Genomic DNA, 24,141 nt, shown 5'->3' with positions numbered 1-24,141 from the left:
CTCTCTCCTTAGAAATCGAAGTCCGAGGCGAACGAGCGCTTCAGCGTGTAGATCGCCTTGGCGTAACCGCGCCATTGATTGGTGCCCGGGATGAGTTCCTCAAGCCGGAACTCAACCGGACGGTTGTTGTAGTCGTTTGCGTCCTGACTGAGCAGCATGTGCGCGTTTTGGTAGCGGTCACGCTGGTCTGCCGAATCCTGGTCGAACGTGAGCGAGAGCTGGTTCGATATAAGAATCTCGCCGACATACAGCCCCGCGCGCAGCACAAGGGGGCGAACCTTCTCGCTCACCGGCTCGGTCTGAAACAGCTTGATGACCAGCTGGCCTGTCGTGATCTTGTCCGACTCGGGCATGATCTTGACGTTGACCGTTCGCACGTCGCTCTTGCGCTTCTTATTGATCGCCAGCACCGGGACGACGATCTCCTGCAAGGCTGCACCGCCGTGGACGAATCGCGAGCCTGCGCCTGGAAGCCGCAGCCGATGAATCGACTTCGGTATCTGCACATCCAGGTCTCCATCGAGGCCCAGCTGGGCTGATGTGAAAGTCTTGAACGCGGGGACTTCCTTTAGGCCGTGACCGAGGACGTAACGGCGGTTGATCACCTTGATGTCGTTACCCTGCGGCAGCGTCGAAAGATAGAAGGCGTCCTCGAGCGCAGTGTCCTGGAACAGGAAGCCGTGGTCCGCCGTGACAAGGATGTTCGTCGCGTTCGCGTTGGTCAGTCGCTTGACCAGATCGACCAGTTCGCGAAGCGTGTCCTCGGCGGCCTCGAAGACCTGACGCTCGGTGCCTGCCTTGTCACCCGTCGCATCAATGCGGTTGTGATAGACGTACAGCACCTGATGCTGCTGGTACAGCTCGCGTAGCTCGTCCCGGGTCAGGGAAAAGACGTTCTCGGCCTGAATCGCTTTCCCGTCAACGGGGTCGAGGAGCTTGCTGCGGTTCACGGTGCCGTCCGTGCGCTGACCGTCGGCCAGGACAGGATCGCCGTCCTTGGAGTGTCCAATCGTGCTGTGCGGCAGCAGTGCCGCCATGCCGAGCTGGGTGTAGCTGGGCAGCACCCCGAGCATAGCCTTCAGGTCCGCGTCGTAGCGGTCTTCCTGGCGGATGCGTGAACCAAGTTCGTCAGCAATCTCATAGCGCAGGGCGTCCGAGATGATGACGACGGCCTTGCGCCGGCCGTCCTTCGTGATGGGCGCAACGTGGTCGGTGAAGAAAGAGGTTTGGGGCCGGAGCAATGTGGAACGCCACTGGTCGATGCCGTCGACCTGCTGTTGCCAGGCGTTACCGAGCTCGTAGAGAAACTTGTTGGCATAGAACTTTTCCACTTGGATGCGCAGGGCCTCCAGCGGGCCGGCAAACTCTGCTGTGCGGGCGGCATATGTGAACTGCCGGTAGAGCTGATCCATGCGGAACCATTCACTCAGGTATCGCTCCAGTCCTTCATCGAGTGACTGCATCGACAGCTTGAGCGCGCCAAGCGCGGTCAGGAGGTCCGAGGCGCAGCCGATCGCTGTGTACAGCTTTCGGTACCCCTCGGCCCAGATGCTGCTCTGACGGCTGCGGATCACCTCTGCAACCTCGCGGCCTGTGACCGTTCGCTCAGCGACCGCGTGTGCCAGATCGCTGATGATCTTGCGGTCAGTTTCCTCGAAAAGGTCGTTGCCCAGCAGGTCGCGGAAGCTTGAGTCCTCGATGGTGCCGGCAAAGTCCAGATCTCGTGCTGCGCGCCTTGCGAGCTTCGTCAATGCCTCCTGACTCCGCCGGTCGTAGCGAAGGCTCCCGAAGTCCAGCTGGATGTTGCGCAAGCCGCCCGGTCGTTCAGACTTGAAGCCGGCGTTGGCCTGACGGAACACCCACAGAACGAAGTCGGCGATGCTCGGGCTCGGCGACGTGTAGCCGTAGATCGACGCCACGCCTTGCCAGTAGAACTCGTCGAGGCCGTGCTCGGCAAGGGCACCGTACTTGCCATCCCCACCGCCGGCGTTCTCGATCAGCAGGGTCCGCGTGATCTCCAGCAGGCTGTGTTCGCTTTGACCAAGAAGAACCGCTGACATCTTGGCTTGCAGTAGCCGGGCGTCATCGTCAGCGTCGAGCAGCTTTTTCAGGCTCTGGACGCGCTTGGCCACGAGGAAGAAGGTCTCCCGCGCAAGCACGATCTCGCTAATTCCTTCGGCGGTGAGTCCGAGTTCCTGCTGCACCAGCGAGGTTCGGTCAGCTGTGAACACCCCGTAGGCCAGCTCCAAGTCCAGCAGCCAATTGCCGATCCCCGCCGGAACGGGACCCGAACGGTAGACAAGGAACTTCGACTTGGGCTCCTGGTGCAGCAGCCGGTTCTTGACAGCGTATTCGTCGTTATTGACGCGCACTGTCTGCACGTCCTCCAGGCCGAGCGTGTCGAGGTCAGCGGCGTACTCACCATCGGGGTCGTGCCAGAACACCACACGCTGCGTCACAAAGCGACGCTCCAGATGGGGCCTGATGCCAGATGTCTCACTCATCGCTGGCCTCTAGCCCGGGGATCTTCTTCAGGGCGGCACCCAGCTTTGGGTAGTTCGCCTTCACGCCGTCGTCGAGGTCGATCTGCACCTGCTGGGTTGCCAGCGGGTACAGTACATCGTGCTCGTACTCATCAAGTTCGAGCAGGACGCTCCGCAAACGGTCCACTTCCTTCTGAGCGGCAGCCTGCTGTCTTGGCGTGCCAGTCCCAGCTACTAGGCGCTCGTGGTGCTGGCGGCTGGCGTCCAGCTTACCTTTGAACTCGCGCAGATACTCATTGAGCACAGTCGAGACGGTGGACGGTGTGTAGCGATGCACGTATACTAGTGCGTTAAACGAGCCTCGCGGGCTCGAGAACATCCAGTAAATCGGTCGCTTTTTGTATCGCTGCCAGTGATCTTTGTAAAACGACTTCACGAAATAGTCCCGCACGTCCTTGACGCCCAGCGCATCGGCGACGAAACGTAGATTTTCCTCGAAGAGTTCCTCACCGAACGCGGCGCGAAGGAATTGCCGGAAACGTGCCACAATATCGTCCTCGAACCACTCGCCATCCACGATCGGGATCACGTTGTCCTTATCTGGAAGGAAGGATGGATTGGGAACCTTGGTCAAGAAGTTCTGCAAACTATCACCCTGGTCCGACAGGATTAACCCCGGTTCCTCCAAGCTGTAACGGCCAAACATACAGCCAACGGCATAGCTAATAAGCGCTCCCACGGTCTCCGAATTGAACTTTGCTATCCTTTCTTCCTCGCCATAACGCGCAACGATGTTACGGTTCAGGGAGATCTTGTTTAGCGACACTGAGGTGCTTACCTCGTCGACCAAGCCGTACATTTCAGCAACTATTCTGTTATTACGTTGCTCGAGTTCTTGCCCGCGAAGAATCGTTGCGTAGCAATCCTCATAGTGGGATGCCACAATCTCGCTAAGGCTTTTGTTTCCTTCACCGACGAGTGGATTAGCCGCAAACTCCCAGGAGGTTTCTAGCTGGTTCGAGTCGCGGCGGGCCAGTGTAACTAGTGCCTCGACTACCTCATTCAGCGGGCCTGACGAGTCGGGTAGCACCACGGGCAGCTTTGCGATTATGCCAACCTCGAAGTTCAGCGTTGGTGCCATGGCTTTGAGCAACTCCAGAGCGACCGAGGAATTACAGATGCCCAGCAACTGTTGTCGCGTCAAGTCGTCGTGAGCAAAAATAGATGTGCCCGCGTGGTCGAAGATAAAACCCTCGGGGTAAGCACGAAATGCTGGATCCCCAGAACTGATTTTCGACCAAGAAACTGACGGCGAGAAATAGTGACCTGGGTTGCGAATGACGGAGCGAGGCTTGAAGGCCTCTAGCTCGCGCCCATCATCTTCCCAGTTCACTACGTAATCTTGGTTACCCCACCACTTCCGGTATTCTCCTCCCTTGTTGTAAGGGAACCACTTTCGGCCGCTCGCACGCACGTCAGCGCGGTTAGCGTAACCGAAGCCACTGCGATTGCGGCTCACTTCCCACCAGAAGCGTATATAGCGATTGTTCTCCCCTGTTTGGAGGCCCACAACTGGTGCAGCCAACTTATTGAGGGGCTTGCCCAGCGTAAAAGCACCCAGCATGGCGTTTGACAGCCTGTATACGATTGGCATCCCCGGTATCTTTTCAAGTTGTTCACCGCGAACACGAAAAGCCCAAGGGCTTTGAGGATTTCGAATTGCTTCGAGCAGTTGCGTCCTTTTCGCTTCAGCGCTCAAGGGTTCAAGGTAGACAAACATGGATTGATAACGCGATGTGTGTCCTTTTGAAAGAACAAAAGCTGCATTTGCTCCAAATATGTCCGGATGGTTAGAGACATCATGCAGGTGCAAGAAGCCGCGGAAAGTATGACTGTCGAACAGTTTCTTTCGGAAGGCCTCGAATGTCTTAATTGTCATCCAAGTGTCGCCGGTAATCATTGCGACCAAACCGTGGCTCCGTACTAGACGGCTGCCCCGGGTAACGAAGCAGGCATACAAATCCTGCTTCTCGTCAGGGTATGTGTCTTTTACCCCAGCCGATAGCTTTGCACCCATGTTCCCAGATCCCATATAGGGCGGGTTGGCGACGACAATACTGTACCGCTGGGACAGATAATCAGCCTGAAGTATCACTCGGGCCGCACGATCGAATTGATCATGCAGGAGCAAGTCATCGACGGAGGCGTTTGCATCGAGAGCAGAGCGCAGCCGAGCGAGCAAGTCCTCCCGCGGCTGGATGAGGGACCCAAATGTATCCGCGTATTCGAATTGGTTCCAGAATGCTTCTTCGTCGGCTCGGTTGCCGTCGTCGGTAACTAGGGCATCCAATTCGGCTGGCGTGAAGGAGATCGGTTCGAGTACGCGGATGTTGAGCTCCACGTCTTTGGCGAAGAACGTGCGTTGGCGGGCACGAGCTTTCATGGCAAGTGCAAAAGCAGCCAGCGCTCCTGCGCGGGGATCGATCTCGGTTCCGTACAGGTTATTAGTGAGGATAAGACTGGGAATGTCGGAAGGAGCGTAGCCTTCCTCTTCGTAGATTGCGTAGAGGAGATCGAACGCATAGGTAAGCATATGGCCGGAGCCGCATGCTGGATCAATGATCTTCAGCTCTTCAGGCCTGGAGATCTTCAAGTAGTCCGTCTCCTCGTCGACTGGGGCGAGATAGTAGTCCATCTGGTCCGCCAGCCGCGAGGAAGGCCGGTTGAGAAGCCACAGTCGTCCGAGGGAGTTTTCGACTAGATAACGGACTAGCCAGTGCGGAGTGAACAACTGAGTTGCTGCGGGAATCTCGGCAGCGCCAGCTTTCTTGTTCTTCTTGAACCCAGCAACGACTTCACCCCTCCGTTCCGAGATGTAGAACTGGTATAGCCAGCCGATGACTTCGACATCCTGGCAGACATCCTCAGTGAGCACGTCGACAGCGCGCGCCATGACCGAATCGTCGGCAAGCAGGTTCGCGGGGATAAGCAGTTCGGTGTAGTCGCCTTCTCGCTCGAACATGAACGGCATAGAGCGGTTCCAATGGCGGCAGTACTCCGCGAGCAGAAGCGCGTACGCCTCGCCCTGCGGGTCGTCACTGCGGCGGGTGCCGTTGAGCAAACTAGTCACGGTCTCCGCCGTGCGCTTGTTCGTAACCACCGTGCTGTCGATGTTCCCACGCTTGGCCTCGGCGAGAACCTCGGGCTGCCCTCCTTCGCGGCCCCGTTCTGGCGAGACGACGCCGATTCCGGTGTAGCCCTCGGCGTCCATGAACCGCAGCGCGATGATGCGGTTGAACCAGGTGTAGGCGACCTTGTCCGCGACTGCGTCGCGGCCCTTGTCGCTGCCGCCGGCAGCGTTGACGGCCTTCTCCAGGGCGGCGACGGCGTTGGGCTGTTCCTGGCGCAGCTCTTCCGAGGCCAGCACGACGGAGATGCGGGCTGAGACCTCGCGGATGAGTGCAGTGCGAGCCCATGTGGCGAACGTCTTTAGGGGTGCGGTTTCCATCAGAGCGCTATTCTCTTTCCGTCGTTTAGTGTATTCAGCAGCGCGCTGCGGAGAGCGTCCAGATAGCGGTCGACGTCGTCTGGGTTCTCCAGCACACCGTGGGCACCGGGCACGCTGATCGTCTTGACCGAGATGGTCTGCTTGACCGGAGTGGGTACCGGGCTGTCAGGGCCGGCGATGGTTCGTGGAGAGGATGCGAGCTGGTCGAGCAGCTCGGGGTAGGTTTTCTCCTCGAAGCTGTTGCCCTGCTCGCGGATGAGAGCGATCTGCCGCTCACTGCCTAGGCGGGTGATGATCTGGTCGATTGTACGGGTGACCCGCTGCTGCACGTCTTCCGTGGCATTGCCGTAGTAGGCGCTGGTGAGTACCTCGGACTTGCGTCCCTTGATGTCCTGGATGATCGTCGTGCGATGGGTGTCGCGCGTGTCCTCGACTTTCGCCCCAAGGGCGTCTGCGGCCTGCTTGAGTTGGGTCATGCGATTACCCCGGAAGGCGTTGGGATCGTCCAGGAGTCGCCTGACGTCGGCCTCGCTTCCTGGGGGCAGGTATCCGAGGTTGTTCGTGTTCGAGGTGAGCAGTACGACGGCCTCGTCGTAGATGACTTTCTGGCCGCCGCCCAGGAACGACTGAATCGGGTCGATGACGTTCTCTTTGGCGTCGAGCAACTCGTCGCTATGACTGAAATCAGTCAGGTACCATTCGTCAGATTTGCCCACGGCCTGTTCGAGCAGGGCGATGGGGGCAGCCAGTTGCTCCACGAATGGGTATTTCGATCCGCTCACCAGCGCTCTTAACTCGTCGAGCTTTGCCCCGAGCTTTTCGCTGCCGTGCCGAGCCAGCTCCAGCGAGTCTTTGGGTGGGGTGGCCTCGTCGAAAAAGTCGGTGCAGAACTTGCGGAACGTCGCGATCTTGCGCTCGTCGAAGAGCTTCTGAGGGGCGAGCACAGAATGCGAGTGCTTCTGCGTATTGCGAAGAACGGCAGCTACCTCGGTCCGCTTAAGTACGTTTCCATCGATGGTGACCGTGATCTTCGAGTTGCCAACGAGCCAGGCGATGACGACCTCGATCGAGGCGAGATCCCATCCGTAGGGTTTGGCCTGGAATGCATCGACGATCGTCTTGACAGTTACCTGCTCGCCGAGCCGGTCGCGTTGCAACAGGAACGAAAGCACCTCGTCACCTGGTACAGCAAGCATCGACAGCGACGAATCGTCGAACATGCCTGACTGGTTGGGGTCGGCGAACGTAGCAACCTGCTGCTCGCTGTACGCAACACCGCCAAGCAGGCTGAGCTGGGTGTAAGTGCGGCTGATGAGGTCCTGGAAGCCATCGGTGACGCGCGCGATGGCGTCCTGTGAAGAGGAGGTTACGCCGGCGGCGTTGATCACGAGGTCCGCCTTACCAACTGCGCGGCGGATGCGCTCGATGAGTTCCTTCTCGCGTTCGACGTTCTGCGTCGCCTTCGAGCGCAGGATCTGGTCCTCGATTGCGGACAGCGAAGTCGTCTGCTTGCGCTTGGTGTACTTCTCTGTCTTGATCAGCAGGCGCAAGTCCGAAAGGGCGCGCTCATCGGGCTCCAGGATGACGCGCAGTTCGTCCTTGCCCGCACTGTGCATCCGGGTCTCTTCGGGGCCGAATGGGTACTCCGGCGTAATGAAGTGCATGGTCAGTTCGCGTTGCTGCCCGTACACCTGATCATCAAGCTTGTACCCGAAGGCGAAATCCTGTCCGTTCTTGGCGTACCTCAGCTTGCTTGTGCGGATAACGTCGCCGGAGATGATTTTGAAGAGCCGGCCGCTGACATCCGAGGCATCGATGTCGACGTTCTTGATCTCTTCTTCGATGACCTGCTCTTCGTTGGTCAGGTACTCGTAGACGTTGCCGTTGCGCTGCACGTAAGTCTGCGTCTCCAGCAGTATCAGTGCCTCCTGCACCTGCTTGGCCAGGGCCGGCAGGTCAAGTCCGAAACGGTCGTAAACTAGCACGGTCAGGTTGCGCGGGGTGGCGTGGAAGCCCTCGACGTACTTCACCAGGAACAGCGCCTTGAGCAGCCGCACGGCCAGTTCGTTGTCCAGGTTGCGCTCTGCCACGTCGATCGAACGCTGCGCGGCCGACTTCAGGGACGCGCGGATGCCCGCGAACATGTGGTCGAAGGTCGCCAGCCGGCCCACCTCCGCATCACCTATGTCCTTGGCGACCTGCTGCACGACGCCGAGCATCGAGCGTTCACCGACTGAGCTGTTGCGGCCCTCGAACACGTTGTGGTCGGAGATGCCTTCGATCGCCGCCTGGAACAGCGGGAACTGGTAACTGACGAACGGGTACGTGCCGACAAAGTGTGCCTCGTCGGTGTAATTGCGGTATGTCTTCGCGCCGTCGACGAAGTCGAACAGGGTCTTGAAGTTGGCGTGCTGCTCTGCATAAATCGAATTCAGTGCGGCCTCGCCCGCCTCGTTCTTCTCCAGCAGTCGCTTGCGGATGACTTCTTCGACGTCGGCGCTGGTGAGCTTCACGCGAGTGGCGAACCGGGCTTGGATCTTGGAGAAGTCGTTGCCTTGCTGCTTCGTGCGGTCACCGACGACCTTGTCCATGTCCTCCTGGGAAGTCACGATCACCCAGGCACGGCCCTGGCATTTGGTGTTTAGCGACTCGGCGATTGTTTGGAGGTTGAGCATAAGGTGCGTGTTCGTCCCGATGAACTGGCCGACTTCATCGACGTAGAAGTTCAGCCGGAAGTCGTCTTCCTGCTTGTCCAGCCACGCCATCACTTCGTCGGCGAAGTCCTCGATGGAGACCGAATACTCGTTGCGGTACTTGGTGAGGATGTTAGTGGGCGTGCTGTCGGCGTGGCCGCTGACCTCGGCGTATGCTTTGGCCACGTTGACTTCTTCGAGCACGCCCTCCTCACGTCCCTGCGTCCAGCTGCGCCCGGAGATACGAGCGTATGCGTCCTTGAACGCCTCATACTGGCCACGGTTGTCCAAGTCGCGCTCGAACCGGGCGACGTGCCCCTGGCTGCCGTAGTAGCCGCGGCTCTCATCGAAGACCTTGACGAACACCTTCAGCAAGGCGTCGGTCTGATCCTTTGTGATGAGGGTAGCCTTCTGGTCGATATTGAACAGCAGGCTCTTCGCCGGGATCCTCTCAGCCCTGGTCAATAGTGCCGGGAGGAACGCATCCTGCGCCTTTGCTCGGAAGCTCTCGGAGACGCGGGCTCGCGGGAAGTCCTGACCGTCCACGTCACCGAGGAGGTGTGCGAGCAACTTCAACAGGTGCGACTTACCGGAACCGAAGAAGCCCGAGATCCAGACTCCGTTGGCGTTGGTGTAATTCGTATAGGCCTCAAGCAGCAGTTCCAGACCTTTGGCCGCTTCGTTGGTCAGAACGTACTCGTCGACCTCGGTGCCCAAATGCGCGGTGTCGTCAGCTTTGATGACACCCTCTATCGGGCGCTGAACGTCTTTGGCGAAGATCGCATGCAGATTCATCGAGTTAAACCTCCTGTTCCAAGATGTTCTTGGCTCGGTAGTACTGGTCGTCTTGGAGTCGTCCGAATAGTACGAGCGATGATCCGAGAGTGGCGGACTGTTCGTAGCGGCCGGGGAAAAACATGAGCATCGGCTTGCCTGTGACGACGCTCTGCAAGTTGTTTAGCACGTTATGTGAACGGATGTAGGGGAAGACCTCGCCGATGCCGGTGAGGAAGAAGATGTCGAAGTCGCCCTCGGCGAGCTTGGCCCTGATCGCGGACGCAATGTGAAGTTGCGGGTCGAGCATTCCTTGGAGCAACTCACGAAAGTCGTCCTTTTCCTGTTCCGGTTCGAGCGCGATCAACCGGTCCCAGACTCCGCGTTCCTTGAGAATCTCTACTGACAGGTCGTAGAGGTTGACCTCGCGGACGACGATGCCCTTGTTGGCCAGGCGGTTCTTGATGCGCTTCTTCGCACCTGAAACCACGAGTGCATTCTCAGGATCGTAGGGGTAAATGAAGAACGGCACTTCGTTGCTCAGTCCCTCCATCTGGAGAAACCGTCTGCCGCTTAGAACGCCGAACAGGTGCTCTTCTTCTTTGGAAAGGTCGGAATTTGTCACGGCTGGGCCCTCTCCACAGCATCATGGGCGGTTGGGAAGAACCGCAGGTCATTCGGAGTCCGCGCCGACAAGGCGCTGACAACCCGTTGGGACATCATGGCCGACTGTATGAGCCCGCGGCTGGAAAGCAACCCTGCCTCATTCAGCATCCGGAACACGTTTGAACGCAGCTTGAGCCGCGTAGAGTCCTTGAGTTCAGACAGCTCGCTGTGCCACAAAGACTTGCTGCGCACGAAGCTGTCGAAATCGTTGTGATCGAGCGAAGGCGTAAGCAAGAGGAACCGCTCGCGTACGACTTCCTCAGCAAACTCTCCGACCAGGTCATATCGACGGCACGCCGCCGCCCACAACAAATGCCCCCGCTCGGTGGAGGTCGCCTCGATGAGTAGCTTGATTTCGTCGTCGGTCAGCACGGCGAGCCGTTGGATAACCTCCCGCGCAAGCCTGAACCCGGAAGCAACCGTACGAGTCTGAAGCAAGTTCTCCCCCGAGACCACCGCGCGAACTCTCGCCCAATCGCGTTCACGCAAGTAAATCGGCGCAATGATCGCCGCCTCACGCATAAGTAGGGCACCACTGGTAAATGAGAGCGCATAGCGCTGTGCCGCGGCATGCTGCTCAACCAAAAGGCCTCATTTCAAATCTTGTGATCGATATCCCTTGCGCGATAGACAACTCTTCAAGGCCACTGACTCAGTTATCCGTGCCTAACGCCCTGGGTGCGTCGCCACCCTGTCGCAGGAATCATCCGTCGGCTTCAATTAGCGGCAACTTCCGAGTCGGCCGTTGAGGAAACGACCAACTCTCGTCGCTGACCCGAGCGCTCGCGAGGGTCCCGGTGGCCCCGCAAATTGTCGGCAGGCCAAGCGTCCGACAACCAAGACTCGACTTCCAAAGTTCCCCACTACCCATCATCGCTAGACAAGGTTATATCAGGCGCGTTGTCTTTTGCCTGACTTGACAGGCCGTCGCAGCTGCGTAGGCACAACGGTCACCAGGGGCACCTCCCGATAGGAGTGGCAGATACAGTCTCCGTGGACATCGACTGAGCCTCGGAACGCAGCGAACCGCGACACGCTCACCCGTAGCACCGGCCTGTAAAACTTGCATTTACAATCAAAATATCTTGGCGACGAGGTCCCAAGTCACGTTCGCGTTCTCGACATGGGGGTTGTGCATGGGGTTCATCAGGGATAGATCTGCGGCATCTGTAAGCGAGTGCTCATGACAGCCGACAACAGCTGTGGGTATCACCCGCAGATCTCGGACCTCGGACTGCTCCATGACGGAAGTGCCGGCAGAATCCTGCTTGTGGCCCCTCAACCAAAAGACTTGAACCTGAGCCACGAATATCGAGTCCTGCCCAGCCGCGACCATGAAGTTTCACTCAGGCCGGGAATCTACTGGGCAAAAGTGAACGGCGAGATGAACGCCCTTGTCATCGACGGACAAGCTGTACCCGGTCGGACGCCAATGCCCCCCGAACAGGTCAGTCTCGAGGATGCTGACGAAAGTTCTCTGGGCGTCATCGGCATGGACTGGCTCGAATCTTGGTGGGATGAAGCCCTTCACGTTGACGCTCCCAAATTTCCGGCCTCCGGTGGAGCGATTTCGAAGAGCACCGGCAGAGATACCCTCATCATGCGGCGTTTGTTGACGGGACCTCGCTGGTCTTACGTCATACGTCAGGACGGCCGAACGGTGACGGTTTCGGAGTCAGACCTAGAACCGATTCCGGATGTTCCTGCCGCGGAGTCCTGGCTTCGTGAAACGCCCGCCTCCCCGGAGGCATTCTCAGCTATGGTCACCAGGGCCAAGCTCAATAAGGGTGTTACAGACACAATTTTTTCCTACGGCGTCACGAAGACCATCATCAACCCTTTCCAGTTCAAACCGGTCTTGAGGTATTTGGATTCGGCAATGGAGCGGATGCTCATTGCGGACGAGGTTGGCTTGGGTAAAACCATTGAAGCCGGTCTGCTATGGACTGAGATGGCGGCACGTGGTCAAGCGAATCGAGTTGTGGTGGTTTGCCCGGCCGCGCTTGTGCCGAAGTGGCAGCGTGAAATGAGCGAGCGCTTCGGCTTTGAGCTAGAGCATTACAGAACGGCTGACCTCCGCCGGATCATCGAGAGGCTCGAAACAGGGACACTCCCCCAGAATTTCGCGATTGTAGTCTCCATCCAAACATTTCGGACGTTCGAGGGTCTCCAGCAAATGGAGGAGCTGAATTTTGCACTGGATCTGTGCATCATCGATGAAGCACATCAAATGCGCAATCAAGGAACAGCAAGTCTAAAACTCGGGATCTTCCTCCGTGACGTCTCTGGTTCCCTGGTATTGCTGAGCGCCACCCCGCTCAACCTCGGCAATGACGATCTGCTGTCAATGATGCGCCTCATCATGCCCGGAGAAATCGAGACAAAAGCAGACCTCGACCTTCGAATCGACCACCACGAGGCCCTCCAGGCGTTGCGAAGGAGTGCAACTAATCCTAAAGTCTCCAATGCTGAACGACGAAAATGGCTTAGCCAGATAGCCAGCGCTCGAATGGGGCGCGCCCTCCGCGAGCGGGCCGCTTTCAAGAAGCTCGAGGAACTTCTCAACACGGATGAGTATTCGGTAACTTCAGCTCCGGTTATCCGCGATGCTTGCAACCAGCTTCACGGTCTATCTTCGGCCATCACACGAACTAGAAAAACTGAGGTGCACACAGCCCGGTCAGTTCGCGAAGCAGTAAACGCTGTCGTCGAGTGGACGCCTGAGGAACAAGCATTTTACGACGCATATGTGGAATGGCTTAGGCAGCTAGCACAGGAACGAAATCTGCCTCCCGCTTTTGCCCTGCAGATGCCTCTCAGACTTGCAAGCTCGTGCCTACCCGCGACGGCCCGGCAGGTTCTGGCATCTGAAAAGGAGGAAGAGAACGACGGCGACGGCTCACCAGCTGCGGGTAGAGGAGGCAGCCTGCTCTCGGCTGAGGTCCCCCCAGCGAACGTCCAAGCTCTCGCTCGACGTCTCGAAAGCATCGATACCAAATTCGATGCGTTCTCCAAAGCTCTGCAAAGCTCCGAGATGAGCGGGCGTTCCGCCCTCGTTTTCACGTTCTCGCGAAACACACTCAGTTACCTGCACAAGAAGCTGTCCCAAACCCATCGTGTTGCCGCGCTGCACGGAGGAGTCACTCCTGACGAGCGTGAATCAATAATGCGGCGCTTCCGTGCAGGGGAATTCGATATCGTGATCGCCACCCGGGTGGCCAGCGAGGGCCTCGACTTCGAGTTCTGCTCTCTCATCGTCAACTACGACCTGCCCTGGAATCCTATGGAGGTGGAACAGCGAATCGGCCGTCTGGACCGCATAGGTCAGAAATCCGACAAGATCCTAATCCTGAATTTTTCGACTCCAGGAACTATTGAGTCGCGAATTCTGGAAAAACTGATGGCTCGCGTTGGTGTCTTTGAGCACTCCATTGGTGAGCTGGAGCCTATTCTGGCTGAATCTTTCGAGAGCCTGAATGAGCTCGTCGTTGACTTCCGCCTATCGGAGAGCGAAAGGGAACGACGGATAAATGAGACGATTGCCGCCGTCGAACAGGGCAAGGCTGATGCAGCGGAGCTCGAGGAACATTCGTCCAAACTTCAGGCTGAGGATCAATTCGGCATCAACTCCGTTGAGGACAGAATCAGTCGAGGGCGATACTTAGGCCAGACTGAGCTTGCTCATCTTGTGGCGGATTGGGCTCGACTCCGAGGCGGTTCTGTGAAGGTGGACGTCAAAGGTAAGCAGCTACGTGTCGACGTGAGCCAAGAGATGCTGCATAAAATTGTGGGCTGGCGAAGGAACGAGGGTCAGACCTCAGCAGAAGTGTCGCGGGTAGAAAGGGCAGGGCGTGCAAAAACCCCCCTTGTCATGAGTCTCGATGCCGAGGAAGCACGCGTAGGGGGCGGATCACTCCTCAACGGACACCACCCGCTAGTCCGCGTGGCCTCCACCGACTTCGAGCCCCACCATATTCCGAGGTTTTCGACCCTTCGTGCCAAGTCCGGTGCAGACTGCCCTTCGGGCACATATTTGTTGGCTCTGGCGGCGGCCGGTTGGTCCGGGCTTCGCTCTACCAGTGAACTGTGGGTGGAGGCGGTCAATCTGGAGACAGGTGAGTCACGGAGCCTCGAAGCCGGAGCCCTATTCATGACCAGCGTGGCTGAGGGTACATTGACAGCATCCACTAGCCCCGTGCACGCAAATGCGGATCTGTATGCCGAGCAGCTCTTAGTAGACCTGGAAGAGCGACGCCATGCCGAGCAAGACCGTCGTCAGTCGGAAAACGATGCACTCATCCTTGAGCGCAAAATCCGTGCAGAAGAAGTCTTCAAGAATCATCAAAGGTCGATCAGCGGGCGGTTGATTCTGTCCACTCCCCAGACCGCCCACATGTTTGAGGGACAACTACGCAGAGCCGAGGAGCGACGCAACGATTCTCTTGCGAGGATAGCCCAGAGCGCTCATTCCAGCCTGGATCTGGAAAACCTCGCACTTCTGCAATTGGAAGTGATCTAACGGGTGGACGACAAGAAGCAAGTCCTCGCGTACGAAAATGCCATGAACGACCACTACCTCGAACTGGTGGGGAAGCAGGAAAGGCCTCGTGTTGCCGGTCTCCGCCAGCGAAAAAGGACTGATTTCACTCCCCTAACCGGTCGCATTTCCATAGAGGGGGACGAACCAGGGAAAGTCGAAAATTACTACATCGGGCCGATGCACATCGATCAAGGTGACCTTTTTGTCATCAGCTGGACAGCCCCTGCGGCCGAAATCTTCTTCCGACATCTCAAGTCGTGGCAATCGAAGAATGTCCGTGTTCAGCGCCGTTTTGTTCAGAAGATCCGCCGACTAAGCAATTATGCGGACCTCTGGATCGGTCCACGGGAAAGCCAAGCATTTCCCCAGAGCAGCGACGCGGAAAGACCGCCCCAGTCCAAATCTCAAGGTGGCTCAAGGTGGCTGGCGGGCGTTAAAGCCAACGCTGGCAGCGCGCGAACACCATCGAAGCGGATGCCTTTGGCTGAACCCGTAGAACCCATCGTTACCGCACTTGCGGCAGCGACAACTATGGAGGAGCTTCTTCGGGAAACCCTCTCCGCACCTCGATCGCTTGGTCTCTCATCTGTTCTGGCCACGCTGCAGCCGGAACAGTACGACCTAGTTACCCGTACGACGGAAAAGTCACTTGTAGTCCAAGGACATGCAGGCACAGGAAAAACGATTATCGCCACCCACCGCGCCGCCTGGATGGTACACGAGGATCGTGAGGGGTCCCTTGGGCAAGTTTTGCTTCTCGGACCTACTCCAGCGTGGGAGGCCCACGTATCTACCGCGTCGACCGATTTAGGGATCGATAAGCGAAGGATTCTGGTGAGCTCCGTCCACGGACTGATCCTTGAAGTGCTGGGGTTTGAGCCCGATGCATACCGGCCTCGGCCTGTCGATTCCGTGAGAGTTCCAGAAGGAGCTGACGACGTTGTTAGGGCTGCAGCTCTCAAGTCGCGCCGGAGTGATATTAAGGGACTCGAAGCGCTCGGTGCTTTCTACGACGGCTTCGTGACAACCATGCACTTGGAAGGGCGTTCGGCGAAATTCCGCGCTTGGGCGGGTGACCTTCCCGCTACTTTCAAGAGCGCACGTAAGGACCCCTTGATGTGGCCTCTTCTCGCCTATATGCAGGTCCTTCTCGAGCCAGGTGAAGTCTTCGAACACGTGGTGGTTGATGAGGCCCAGGATCTGAACCTCTTCGAGTGGCGAATACTGGAAGAAATGAACGCCGGCAACTGGACGCTGGTAGGTGACATGCAGCAGCGCCATTCACTGCAAGTCAAGACGTGGTCGGACATCACAACCCGTATCCCCGGTACTCAATGGGACGTGAGCACTATCAACACCGGATATCGCACATCCCAAGCGATTGCAGACTTTGCCGCAGCACTCCTCCCGAAGGCATCTGGTTTCCGGAAGGCTTCGCCTCTGGGCCGTGGTATTCCACCACGGATTATCAACGCCGCAGCGATCCGGCGAACCGTCGAGTCCATCACCTTGGAACAGTGTCAGCGGTTGGCCCAAACTCGGCCCGATGGCACGGTGGCGGTTATCACTCCAAACATTGATGGGGTGGTCCGGGAGGCCAGGCTGTCGGGTTGGATGCCCAAGGATAAGTGGACCTGGGCGGACAACGCGGATCGGACGTACTCGTTCCTGACCCCGGAAGAAGCACGGGGCTTGGAATTTGACGCCGTTGTAGTGATCGAACCTTCCACATTCCGCGCCAAGTCCGGGTCAGATGGAAGGCTGTACACTTCCCTAACCAGGGCCAATTTGGAGCTTGTTGTCGTCCACTCCCGACAGCTTCCCATAGCGCTGGCACGGGAGGCTCAACGGATTACATTGGGGAATCCTTTTGCGTCCTGACCTCTAGCAAAGAACTTGAACGCCTCCCGGGAGCTGGCTCAGTGTCCGCCCGTTTACTGCGCTACAGCCGCAGCAGCAGCAAACACGTCGGCAGGCATCGGACGGTGCAGCTTCCAGGTGATCTCGATCGGCTTCTCGCCGGCGTGCTGGACGTAGTCCACCTGTCCCAGGCACGTATAGGGGACGGTCAATCCGGTCTCGTCCTCGGCAGCGTCTCGGGTGAACATCAGAATATGCGAGCCGTTCGCTTTCCTATTCAAGTAGCGTCGCCCAACCGGACTGGAGGGCGTTGTGCTGTTCTGCGACTCCCAGTGAAACAGCTCCGGACTAATGGCATAGTCCTTGTACATGGTGGTTGCGGAGTGTTTTCGGTCATCCTTGTTCAAGGTAACAAAGAAGGCATCTGTGGCTGTGGCTGGGCACCACGCAACACCCTCACGGTGCTGCACATTCTTCCCCAGTTCCAATGAGCCATACTGCAGGGCCGCGAGGATTTCTTCGCGTCGATACGTCGCGTGAGTCAACAGCGGAATGTGCTGAAGCCCGGCACCGAGGCCCTTACCGGCATGTCTCGAATTTGCGACGCCCAGGCTCACAATTTGCTTAATCTCACTGCACACGAATCCGTAGGCACGAAGGTGGTCCAGTCCGTCGTCGTACGTCTTGAAACCGCCGCCGTCATCCCAAAGTGTGTAGAACAGCATTCGTGCAAACGTCTGCTCACGCGGACCCAGGTCCTCGTAACGCGGCGCGTATGCAGATACGAGTTTGGAGTAGGCGTCGGCTCGTTCCGGATCGTCGACGTGGATGAGGGCTGCCATTCGTCCGAGCAACTTCTTCTCTTCAGCATCAGCTTGGTGATGATGGATGCCTTTGAGCACGGATTCAATGGGAGAGAATCCATCAATCAATTGGGCTTGGCGCAGGTAGCCAGTCCACGAGTCGCGGGTTGAGCGGTAAATTGTCTTCAGGTCGTTGGCCGACTTCCGCAGGTATGAGGAGAGTTCAACTTCTCCGTAAGAGGAGATGTCGGCGACCAATTGGTTCCGGTTGAAGCGGAGCTGGGCCTTGATGTTGTCCAGCACGACTTTCTGGGCCACGCGATCCAGCACAATTTGGGATCCCGACGGAAGGTAAGGGAATTCTTCTTCAACAGCCTTTTCCAGTTGCTTGCGGCCGTAGCCGGTGAGTGCCCCATAGCGTAGATCGAAACGAAACTCGCGACGCTGCTGGCCAATAAAGTCCAGGACCGTGAGAACGGCCTTGTCGTCGGCTCGACGCAAGCCGCGCCCCAACTGCTGCAGAAAGATCGTGGCGCTCTGCGTTGGCCGCAGCATGAGGATCGTGTCCACTTCAGGAATATCGAGCCCCTCGTTGAAAATATCGACGGCGAAAATACAGTTGATCTCGCGATTACGCAACTGATTAAGAGCGTCTGCTCGCGCGACTTCGTCCGTTCCGCCGTCGACCGCAACTGAGCGAATGCCGGCATCGTTAAAAACTCTGGCCATGTAGTGTGCGTGCTGGACTGACACGCAAAAGCCAATAGCTCGCATGTGTTCCGTGCCGACAACTTTGTCTTGAAGCTCGCGAATGACCTTCGCCGCACGCGCATCGTTGCCCGTGTACAGCCGATCGAGTTGGCCAGTGTCGTAATTTCCGCGCCTCCACTCCAGCCGGCTGAGATCTACGTCATCCGAGACGCCGAAGTAGTGGAATGGGACGAGGAGATCCGCGTCTAGGGCATCCCAGAGCCGGAGCTCGCTGGCCGTTCTCCCCTCAAAGAACTCTTTAGCTACGTTGCCACCGTCGCCACGCTCCGGCGTTGCGGTTAGTCCAAGAAGTTGCTGGGGCTGCAGGTAATCAATCAGCTGGCGATAAGTGGGTGCCAGGGCGTGGTGAAACTCGTCGATGACAACGACATCGAACTGGTTGACCTCGAATGTCTGGACCCCAAGGGACGCCAGCGACTGTACTGAGGCGAAAAGATGCTTCCAATGCTCTGGTTTGTGTTCGCCAACATAAAGCTCACCAAAGGATCCGTCCTGCAAGACATTGCGGTATGTACGAAGGGACTGCTTGAGAATCTCTTGCCTATGTGCCACGAATAGCAAAGACAAAGGGCGTCCGGCCGCTTCACATAAGCCTTTGTAGTCGAGTGCAGCGATGACCGTCTTTCCTGTGCCTGTTGCGGCGACAAGAAGGTTGCGGTTGAACCCCTTTAACCTTTCAGCTTCGAGATCCTCAAGCATTTCTCCTTGGTGAAGGAACGGAACGATCTCGAGCCCCGTGATGGTATGCGGGGCGGTCGTTCTCTGCCCGCCATTGCGTTCAAGAGCAGCGTCGAGCTTGTCGCCGTCGCGGTCAGGACCGTAAGTCTGGAAGGCCTTCTGCTCCCAATAGCTGTCGAAGGTGACCTCGAACTTCTTGAGCAGATCTGGCGTTGCGATTGAGCTGAGTCGGACGTTCCATTCCAGACCATCCAGCAGGGCTGCCCGGCTGAGGTTCGAGCTGCCGACGTATGCGGTGTCAAAACCAGTGTTGCGCCTGAAAAGCCAAGCCTTGGCGTGGAGACGAGTGGCCTGCGTTTCGTAGCTGATCTTTACCTCGGCGCCGTAACGTCGGACCAGCTCATCAATAGCTCGGCGTTCTGTGGCCCCCATGTAGGTGGTGGTGATGACCCTGAACTTCACACCACGCTCGTTCAGTTGTTCAAGAGCTGGTTCGAGAAGCCGCAGCCCCGTCCATCGGACAAACGCACAGAGCAGATCCACGGTGTTCGCCGACTCGATTTCCGCCCTCAGCTCAGCGGCGAGGTTCGGTTCGTCCTTGCCGTTCGTTAGAAGTGCCGACTCACTGAGCTTTGTGGTTGGCCGTCTGAGCTGACGCCGCTTTAGCGCGTCGAGCTTATGGAGGGAGAGCAACTGACGCGGACCGGGCGTGACCTGGTTGTCAGGTTGCAGCTGTGACAGGAGCCTGTTGGCGAGTGCCACCCGTTCTTCCGGCTTCGCGGCGGACAGTGCATTCCTCACAGCTTCGGCGATATGGCGGGAAAGCACCTCGGGGCTGTCGTCCGGGTCAACGTCGTCAACGATCGATTCGACGTCGGGCAGCAACGACAACCTAGACTCGATGCCGGTGGTGTGCAGAAGCTCGTAAAGGCCCTCGGGAAGTACTTCGCGGCCGATTCCCCCATCAAATGTGTTCACTGCGCCAGCGTATCGGGTGAGGGTGCCAGAATAAGTACCTAAGCACACGTGAACTGGACAATCTCTGTTTGAACAGCAAAGCCCGGCGTCTATCAGAAGGAAGTACCTCGGTGCTGCACATACCAAAGCACTTCCTGCGGTAATTTGACCAAAATCTGGACAAGGAGTACTGAATCACCATGGACGTCGTTCAGGGACCGGAGTGGTCGGAAGGAACAGATGGCAGGTATGCCGGCAGGTACCCCCTGGCGGTCGAACGACATGTCCTTAGATGTGTAGCCGAACTCTTGCCAGGTGTGACAACCGTGACCCGAAATGCCAGATATTACAGCCTTCACGGATATGTGGCCGGTGAAGCGCAGCTCCGAAACTTGAATGACGTCGAAAGTCTGGATCTACTTAGACGTGCCGAGACCGTTGTAGCCGCAGTGTCGATACTTCACGATCAAGACCACTCGTGGCTACCCAGGGCCCATGGTGCGGACTATCTGACCGATAAAATTACAGATGAAGGCCTCAACCTAGAGTTGCATTCCAAACCTGGAAAGTATGCAGCACTTACAACGGGATTTAGGGGTCCGTATCAAGCCTCTGAGCAATTACTTGGCCTCGCAGCTTCTGATGGGGACTCAATGTTCTGGAGCCATCACAAGCGCATAAGAAGGGGCTTTTCGGGTCTGATAGAGCTAGCCGGCAAGTCTCGCGTTAGCCTGAGTGAGCTCCGGGAACATGCGCATCTGTGCATTTGCGGTGCCCGCCACCAGGATGATGGGGTACTGCTTCGAGAGCTTCTTACCGCAAAGACAGCCCCTGATGAAACAGATGACGGGAAGAGGAAACAATCGATAAGGATGTTTCTCCGACTGGTCGAAATGGCACCTCCCAACTTTATTACGAAGGACCTTTCAAACACGCTCAACTTCGATCCGGCTGTTCGGGAAGACCGACTCTTGTCAGAGATCCCCGTGACCAGCGCCTGGCAAGGGGTGTCGCTCCGAAGTCGCTCCGTTGGTGCCTGGCGTGCACTCTGGGCCTACCTCGTGAAGAATATCCCCGGCCTGTGTCATCGTGACGACTTCTCCACACCGCTCGTTGACAGCCTTCCCACTCAGACCGTCAGCCAATATCTTGAGGATTTGCCCGATACCTGGATGCACACAGGACAAGCTCTACCTGCCGAAGTAGACGGCATCGCGTCACGCAAACTTCCGGAAAGGCACCTCGCGACACTCTTCCTTGGATCGGCACGTCTCCCGGAAATGCCCGAAGGCGTTAGGCCGTACTTTGAAACAAAAAGAGACGCATCCCAGGAGTTTTCTCCCTCATGGTTTTCCAACGCGCTCGAAGATTGGGCTGACAGGCAGTTGCGCGATTTTGCTCATGATTTGTGTCGGTTAATGCTCCTTCGCGCCAACAGGATTGCATTGAGGAAAGCCAGGTTTGATGCCATATCAGGCATCACCCGAGTCCCGACAAGAATCTTCTTCAGAGACGACCTGATCTTTAAGGACTCTAACGAAGGTGGCGACAATGTATCTCTCCGATGGGAGCCTCTAATGAGTGTGCTCTCGGGCGTCAATCTCGTTATCCGAGATGAAGACGAGCGTTGGCACTTAACTGAACAAGGAGCCATGGACCTTGCTTAACCGCGTCGACCACATTCCTAGCCCGTTCCCAATGCTTTTGGAGGAAGAACGCACAGGTGAAGTTCAGGCCAGGGAAGCCCTTTTTTTGACGTTCAATGTTGACCTCGCCTTCTTCGAGACCCGCGTCCTTGGCACTTGCCTGGCGGCTGGCGCCCGTGTGAGCGTGATTGCAGACGGCAACGTTTGGAATCCGGATGTGCGTGCTGTTCGGCATGCCGGGAGATCTTACAACGTGGGTCTCGTCGCCTCCTCAGCCGCCTTTCACCCAAAAGTCGTTATTCTCGCGGGTACGAAACGCGTGCAAATCGCCATCGGGTCCGGAAACCTCACTCTAGGAGGCTGGCAGTACAACGATGAAGTCTGGCTTCGCTTCAACGCTGACGGCGTCAGTCACCCCGCTGTTCTTCACGAAATTTGCAATTGGCTAAGGGATCTTTCTGTTTCGACGTGGTTGGACGAAGAGTCCTGCAAAGCCTCAGCGCGCACTTGGCGCCTCATTCAACGGCTGATGGAGCAGGGTTACCCGATTGACACGGGCCACAAGTTTGTAACGTCAGCCCACAGCTCCATCATTGATGAGCTACCAACCGAACACACGTCTGAATTGCGTCTTCACGCGCCCTTCTTAGACGGAGAAATGGCTGCGGTCAGCGCGTTACATGAGCGCTTCAGCCCCACGAGTTCCACCCTCTTGTTACAACCAGGCCTGACGATCCTGAACCCGAGCACGCTAGAAGGGTTCGCAAAAAGCAGTGGGATGTCTGTCGAGGCCCAGCTGCCGCAGGAACGAAGCCGCTACCGGCATGGAAAGGTGATTTGGTGGGATGGAAATGCTGAGCCCCGTTGCCTAATGGGTAGTCCAAATCTCTCCAGCGCGGCACTGCTCCGAACATGGCGAAAGGGCGGGAACTACGAGACCGCCGTAATCGGTCCCGCCGGTGACCTAACCGTCCCCGCCGGAACATCAATCGACGCCGAGTCTTTTATTCCTGGGGTAACCAGTTCTGCAAAAAGCGAATTATCAGTCGGCACGATGATCACCTCCGCTCGGATAGTCGAGGGTGACTTAGTTGTGAGCTTCTCGCATATCGTCCCCGAAGGTGTGGACTTAGAAATTTCACATTTTTCCCATGAACTCGATCACTGGGAATACCAAGAGTCAGTGCCAGCGGGCGAGCGCGAATTCCGAGTGAGTCTCACCGTAGCTGCTGTGAGCAGGGTTAGGATTCGGCAGAGTATTGACGGGGGGATTTTTTTCGGTCCGTGCGTCTTCGTGATGAATCCGTCCCAAATCGAGGCAGCACCCAAGCGGGCCGCGTCCCCGGTGAAGTCTTACAGCAGCCCAACGTCCAAGGACATTTGGCAAGAAGGCGACAGGGCTCTAGAGCACCTCAGCAAAGACTTCGACCAGCTGAAAGAGGTCCTAAAGAGCTCGTCCAAGTCGTCGGCCAGCGCGGGTCTTCAGGTGGCCTCTACGAAAGCGATCGAGAACGTCGTGGGTGAATTTGGACGTGAGAGCCCATGGCTCTGGGATCTGGAGGCCGCGACCCGCGTTCACGGGCCAAGCATGACGGCGTTCATTTTAGGCCTCCCAGAAGGCCCGCGGACTACAGCCTCCGTTGTCGAGCCTGTCTGGGCGGACGTACTAGTCGACGACAACGAAGCGGCCTTGGATGAGGACAGTGACGACCAAATTGAGGAAGTGACATCAAGAGACGATCTCACTCGCCTCGATACACTTGACCATCGAGGTTCTGCTGAAGCCGTCAAGAGGAGGCGCCAGCGACGCTGTGCTGAGTGGGTGGAAAACATCTGGGACCAGCCACCATTCGTGCAGTTGGCCGTGCTCAGAATCGTAACGTGCCTCTTTAGCGCCGGAAACTGGAAGAACTCAGATCCGGTCCCCCTCCGGCTCATCGCGGCGATCATAGACCAACTCGCTAAGTCCAAAATACCGGAGGAAATCTATGCCCCGGCTGCAAGCATGGTCCTTGTCAGTTGTGCTGTTCTTCGCGAAGCGGCAGACCTACAAACAACGAGCGAATCTACACTCATCTATCGTGAAGCGATCAAGGACGCAGCAGGATTCGTCGGCGGAGTGGACTTGGAATTAGTAGCCGAGTACTGCAAGTATCTTATTGGCCGCGATCGCAACACACTGCGAGCTGATCACATCACCGATTTGATCGAGAATGATCTCAGCGACAACCCCCTAAAGGATGTTCAAGCCGCCGTGGATCGAGCAGGATGGGATCTCACCAACCAAGGTCTTGACCGTATCTTAGTGTCCGGCTCATTTTCGAATCCTGAACTTGCTGCGATTCAGGTAACCGGTTGGTTAGGCTCGGATGATTGTCCCCCTATCTGGGCTGTGAACTCCCACGGTAAGTGGAGCCTCTGCATTTGGCGTCGGCCGAACCTCATAGTCGTAGATTGCCGCGGTACAAAGCCAATCTGGAAGCATTTTCTACTTTCCAGCCACATGTCACCGGCAGCTTTCGCTCAGCAGCGGCGGATGGATGATTCCTATTCTGCCGGTAAACAGAGAATTTCCCGCCCACTGGCTCCCTTTCCAGAGGCCCTGGAGGCCCTCAACCATTGGCACATGGCAGCCCCCCACCCACCTCGTGAACTCATGCCGAAGAAATTCCTTCCTTGAAGCGAGGGAGTTCGACGACGTTTTGAATGCACCAATAAGTTACGTGCCAGGTTATAGGCCGGCAGTAGAAGATACCCGACTG

General features: G+C 57.4%; 10 protein-coding genes. 4 read left to right on the top strand and 6 right to left on the bottom strand.

Translation table 11 applies throughout. From position 1 onward, the window contains the following. Nucleotides 1–8: 8 nt before the first annotated feature. From pglZ to LRQ04_RS07565, 5 genes are all read right to left on the bottom strand, one after another. Complete coding sequence (pglZ, locus tag LRQ04_RS07585; protein WP_235519136.1) at nt 9–2,504, bottom strand: BREX-1 system phosphatase PglZ type A; 2,496 nt, start codon at nt 2,502–2,504, stop codon at nt 9–11. Then, entirely contained in the window at nt 2,497–5,991 is a 3,495-nt protein-coding gene (pglX, locus tag LRQ04_RS07580; protein ID WP_235519135.1) for a BREX-1 system adenine-specific DNA-methyltransferase PglX, read from the bottom strand. The genes pglZ and pglX overlap by 8 nt, the downstream gene beginning before the upstream one ends. Next, complete coding sequence (brxC, locus tag LRQ04_RS07575) at nt 5,991–9,479, bottom strand: BREX system P-loop protein BrxC (protein ID WP_235519134.1); 3,489 nt, start codon at nt 9,477–9,479, stop codon at nt 5,991–5,993. The genes pglX and brxC overlap by 1 nt, the downstream gene beginning before the upstream one ends. Before the next feature lie 4 nt (nt 9,480–9,483). Continuing rightward, complete coding sequence (locus LRQ04_RS07570) at nt 9,484–10,011, bottom strand: DUF1788 domain-containing protein (RefSeq protein ID WP_255774025.1); 528 nt, start codon at nt 10,009–10,011, stop codon at nt 9,484–9,486. A gap of 68 nt (nt 10,012–10,079) precedes the next feature. Continuing rightward, a complete protein-coding gene (locus tag LRQ04_RS07565; protein ID WP_235519132.1) occupies nt 10,080–10,709 on the bottom strand; it encodes a DUF1819 family protein in 630 nt (209 codons plus the stop codon). Between the two features lie 598 nt (nt 10,710–11,307). Between LRQ04_RS07565 and LRQ04_RS07560 the strand changes: the two genes are divergently transcribed. Together LRQ04_RS07560 and LRQ04_RS07555 are read left to right on the top strand one after the other, a co-directional pair. After that, complete coding sequence (locus tag LRQ04_RS07560) at nt 11,308–14,643, top strand: DEAD/DEAH box helicase (protein ID WP_235519131.1); 3,336 nt, start codon at nt 11,308–11,310, stop codon at nt 14,641–14,643. A gap of 42 nt (nt 14,644–14,685) precedes the next feature. After that, entirely contained in the window at nt 14,686–16,545 is a 1,860-nt protein-coding gene (locus tag LRQ04_RS07555) for an AAA family ATPase (protein ID WP_235519130.1), read from the top strand. Nucleotides 16,546–16,598: 53 nt separating this feature from the next. Here LRQ04_RS07555 and LRQ04_RS07550 read toward each other — a convergent pair whose 3' ends face one another. Next, nucleotides 16,599–19,667 (bottom strand): DUF3427 domain-containing protein, encoded by a 3,069-nt coding sequence (locus LRQ04_RS07550; protein WP_374198926.1) that lies wholly within the window; start codon nt 19,665–19,667, stop codon nt 16,599–16,601. A gap of 266 nt (nt 19,668–19,933) precedes the next feature. Between LRQ04_RS07550 and LRQ04_RS07545 the strand changes: the two genes are divergently transcribed. Further along, nucleotides 19,934–21,400: a hypothetical protein gene (locus tag LRQ04_RS07545; RefSeq protein WP_235519128.1), complete on the top strand. Its 1,467-nt coding sequence runs from the start codon at nt 19,934–19,936 to the stop codon at nt 21,398–21,400. Nucleotides 21,401–21,431: 31 nt separating this feature from the next. Beyond that, nucleotides 21,432–24,059 carry a hypothetical protein gene (locus LRQ04_RS07540; RefSeq protein WP_235519127.1) on the top strand — a complete coding sequence of 876 codons (2,628 nt, stop codon included), beginning with the start codon at nt 21,432–21,434 and terminating at the stop codon, nt 24,057–24,059. Nucleotides 24,060–24,141: the final 82 nt, after the last annotated feature.

It is taken from the genome of Paenarthrobacter sp. AR 02 (assembly GCF_021538675.1).
Taxonomy (GTDB): domain Bacteria; phylum Actinomycetota; class Actinomycetes; order Actinomycetales; family Micrococcaceae; genus Arthrobacter.
Note: the sequence above shows the minus strand (reverse complement) of the source record. Positions and strands in the feature narration are given on the sequence as shown.